The organism is Massilia sp. CT11-108 (assembly GCF_047302915.1).
Classification (GTDB): domain Bacteria; phylum Pseudomonadota; class Gammaproteobacteria; order Burkholderiales; family Burkholderiaceae_D; genus Telluria; species Telluria orientalis.
On record NZ_JBKYMO010000567.1, the window covers coordinates 1 to 3,299 of the forward strand.

3 protein-coding genes and 1 pseudogene are annotated in these 3,299 nt (G+C 68.4%); 1 reads left to right on the forward strand and 3 read right to left on the reverse strand.

Annotation, left to right across the window (positions count from 1 at the left end):
- Nucleotides 1-1,160 (reverse strand): annotated as a pseudogene (locus ACEN88_RS27500) (5-methyltetrahydropteroyltriglutamate--homocysteine S-methyltransferase); the annotation flags it as partial.
- A gap of 96 nt (nucleotides 1,161-1,256) precedes the next feature.
- Between ACEN88_RS27500 and ACEN88_RS27505 the strand changes: the two are divergent.
- On the forward strand, nucleotides 1,257-2,195 hold the full coding sequence (locus ACEN88_RS27505; RefSeq protein ID WP_413344768.1) for a LysR family transcriptional regulator: 939 nt from the start codon (nucleotides 1,257-1,259) through the stop codon (nucleotides 2,193-2,195).
- Nucleotides 2,196-2,202: 7 nt separating this feature from the next.
- Here the strand turns inward: ACEN88_RS27505 and ACEN88_RS27510 are convergent, their stop codons facing one another.
- Both ACEN88_RS27510 and ACEN88_RS27515 read right to left on the reverse strand, forming a co-directional pair.
- The gene (locus ACEN88_RS27510) at nucleotides 2,203-2,538 is read right to left on the reverse strand and encodes a DUF805 domain-containing protein (protein WP_413344770.1); all 336 of its coding nucleotides are present in this window, start codon (nucleotides 2,536-2,538) and stop codon (nucleotides 2,203-2,205) included.
- Between the two features lie 218 nt (nucleotides 2,539-2,756).
- A partial coding sequence (locus tag ACEN88_RS27515) for a hypothetical protein (protein WP_413344771.1) occupies nucleotides 2,757-3,299 on the reverse strand: 543 nt, incomplete at its 5' end.

Genomic DNA, 3,299 nt, shown 5'->3' on the forward strand with positions numbered 1-3,299 from the left:
GCGGCGAGATCCATCGCGATGGTCCGTTCGCCGCCGGTCAACGCCTGTTTCAGGATGCGCAGCTCGTTCAGTTTTTCACGCGCGCCGGCCAGCCAGGTGCGCAGTTCGGCGTCGAGGGCGGCGTCGTGGGCGAGCGTGAACGGCACGTGCAGCAGCGAGCAGGAAGGCGCGAGCCACACGGCGCCGGCGCGGCGCTCGAGCACGGGACGCAGGCGTTCGAGGCAGGCGTCGAGATCGGCGCGCCAGATGTTGCGGCCGTCGACGATGCCGACCGACAGCACCTTGTGGTCCGGCAGCCAGTCCGCGACGGGGCGCAGCTCTTCCGGCGCACGGACGCCGTCCACGTGCAGGCCCGCGACCGGGAGCTTGCAGGCGAGGCTCAGGTTTTCCTGCAGCGGCGAGAAATACGTGGCCAGCAGCAGCGGCACGCCGGCGCCATGCAGCAGGTGATACGCGCGTTCGAATGCGAGCGACCAGTCGCCCGGCAGGTCCAGGCCGAGGATCGGCTCGTCCAGCTGGACCCACTCGGCGCCGGCGGCCTTCAGGCGGGCCAGCAGGTCGCAGTACACCGGCAGCAGCGCGTCCAGCAGCGCGAGGCGGTCGGCGCCGTCCTTGGCCTTGCCCAGCCACAGGAACGACAGCGGACCGGCGAGCGTCACCTTGACGGCGTGGCCCAGCGCGCGTGCTTCCACCACCTGCTCCAGCAGGCGGTCCGGCGCGAGGTCGAAGCGCGTGGCCGCGTCGAATTCCGGCACGAGGTAGTGGTAGTTCGTGTCGAACCACTTGGTCATCTCCAGCGCCGGCTTGCCGTGCGAGGTGTGCGCGCAGCCGCAATCGTCGTGCGCTTCCGTCGCCACGCCACGCGCGAGGGTGAACAGTTGCTGCAGCGGCGTTTCGGCGCCGGTGAAGCCGAAGCGCGCCGGCGCGCCGCCGAACAGCAGCACGTGGTCGGCCACCTGGTCGTAGAACGCGAAATCGCCCACGCTGACGAAGTCCAGGCCGGCCGCGCGCTGGTCGGCCCAGTGGCGTGCGCGCAGTTCGGTGGCGACGGCCTCCAGCGCCTGCTCGTCGATCTCGCCGCACCAGTGACGCTCCAGCGCGAATTTCAGCTCGCGCTGGGCGCCGATGCGGGGATAACCGAGAATATGAGTTTTGATCATGTTGTTGCCTCATCTGGATGAATAAGTCTTGTCATCATCGATGAGCAACCGGCATAATTCAAACGAATTATTTTTCTGTCCAGATGAATTCCGCTCATGCCGACCTCGATCCTCGACCTGCGCCACCTGCGCACCCTGCTGGCCCTCCTTGAATCCGGCAGCGTGTCGCGCGCGGCCGCGCTGCAGAACGTGACGCAATCCGCGCTATCGCACCAGTTGAAGGCGCTGGAAGAGTTCTATGGGTTGACGCTGTTCGAGCGCAAGTCCGCGCCGGTCGCGTTCACGCCCGCCGGCCGGCGCCTGGTGGAGCTGGCGCAGGACGTGATCCCGGCCGTCGACCGGGCCGAGCGCGACATCGCGCGCCTGACGGGCCACGGTGCGGGCAAGCTGCGCATCGCCGTCGAGTGCCACACGTGCTTCGACTGGCTGATGCCGTCGATGGACGCGCTGCGCCTGCGCTGGCCGGAGGTCGAGCAGGACATCGTGTCCGGCTTCCAGTCCGATCCCGTCGGGCTGCTGCACCAGGACCGCGCGGACGTCGCCATCGTGTCGGAGGTCGATGCGGACGAGCGCGACGTGGATGTCTACCCGCTGTTCGAGTTCGACATCGTCGCGATCCTGCCGCTGGGCCATCCGCTGCTGGCGCGCGACCACCTCGTGGCCGCCGACTTCGCCGGCCAGACCCTGATCACGTACCCGGTGCCGGACGAGATGCTGGACCTCGTGCGCCAGGTGCTGCGGCCCGCGGGCGTGGAACCGCCACGCCGCACGACGGAGCTGACGGTGGCGATGCTGCAACTGGTGGCGAGCGGACGCGGTTTCGCGGCGCTGCCGCTGTGGGCCGTGCAGACTTACCTGCAGCGCGGCTACGTGGCGCAGCAGCGCGTCGGGGAGGGCGGATTGACGGGGCGCCTGTACGCGGTCATGCGCCAGGCCAAGGGAGAACGCGGCCGCGACGACGCCTACCTGGAGGATTTCGTGCAGGTGATGCGCGAGACGTCGTTGCGGACCTTGCCGGGTATCCGGCTGCTGTGAGCAGGCCTCAGACCGCGTAGGCCGGGGCGGCGCCGTAGCGGTTCGGACGGCTGTCCTGGCACAGGAACACGACCATGACGATGACGCCGACGAACGGCACGAAGCTGATCAGCTGCCACCAGCCGCTGCGGTCGGTGTCGTGCAGGCGGCGCGTGGTGACGGCGATGCCCGGCAGCAGGGCGATGACCGAATACACGTACGAGATCTTCGGTACGATCATCGCGAGGATCATGCTGACGATGAAGTTGAACAGGAAGAACCACCAGTATTCGGAGCGGCGCGCCGTGCCGTCGAAGGTGGCGAATTTCTTGAAGCAGGTCTCAACGGATTCAATGAGCGTCATGGTGTCCTCGTGATGTAAGCCCGGCACTATCGTACGCGAAAAGCGGTGCGACAAACTCTCCAATCTTCACGCCGCGCACGGTTCATCCGTACGTCATCCGGATGGCTTATAGTAATGACGACAACACGGATGGGAGCAAGCATGCGGTACACCCTCGCTTCGTCGGCCGGCAAGGGCCGGATCAACGAAGACGTCGCCGTCGTGTATGAGCGCGACGGTCATACGGACCTCGTGCTGATGGATGGCGCGACGCCGCTCACGCCCGAGCGCTGCGTGGCGGCCGGCGCCAGCGATCCGGCCTGGTTCGTGCGCCGCTTCGCGCAGGAGCTGGGCCGCGTGCTGCGCGCGGACGGGAGCCAGGACGCGCTCGTGCTGGAAGCGCTGGACCACACGCGCGCCGCGAACGGGCCGCGCGGTTCCAGGCACAGGACCGCGGGACTTGCCGCCGTGTTCTGTTCGTGGCGGCGTGCGCGCAGCATCGGCAGCAGCCGCGTCCAGCGCTCGGCCGGATCGAGGATACCTTCCGCGACGAGCGCCGCGACCGCGGCCTGCGTCGCCTGTTCCTGCGGATTCTCGAAGGGGTCGAGGTCGCGTACGGTGCCGTCGGGGAGCTGCAGCAGGACCTTGCTGTCGCCGAGGCAGAACAGGTCCAGGGTGTGGCTGCCCTCGGTGTCGGCATCGGACACGCGCACCCACGCGAGCGTCGCGATGGGCCAGGCGTACGGCGGCACATCGGCGTGGCCGCCGGCGGCGCGGTAGGC